This window comes from Colwellia marinimaniae, assembly GCF_002207865.1.
Classification (GTDB): Bacteria; Pseudomonadota; Gammaproteobacteria; order Enterobacterales; family Alteromonadaceae; genus Colwellia; species Colwellia marinimaniae.
In genome coordinates, this window is the sequence record NZ_BDQM01000440.1 from 1 (window position 1) to 246 (window position 246).

Here is a 246-nt window from a genome sequence, read left to right on the forward strand (position 1 = left end):
CTCTATGGCTGCGTCCTGTTCAACGTGTTCGCCTGCAGTATTGGCCATGGGCAAATGGTCGGCATGCAGCTCAACGGCATTGGCGGCCAGTTCTGTACCGTAGACCCGCGCACCCAGGCGCCAGCCCCCGTAAACACGGGCGATGAGTCGCTGCCTACGTTGTCCAAGGCCTTCGGTTGCCCGCTGTGTTCCACCGGCGGCATGGGCCCGGCGCTCAACTCCAGCCTTAACGTTGCGGTCCTGCCC

The 246-nt window shown here is 63.8% G+C and carries 1 protein-coding gene; it reads left to right on the forward strand.

The features are described from left to right. On the forward strand, positions 1 to 246 hold a 246-nt coding region (locus MTCD1_RS19990; RefSeq protein WP_143760222.1), incomplete at both ends, for a DUF2946 domain-containing protein.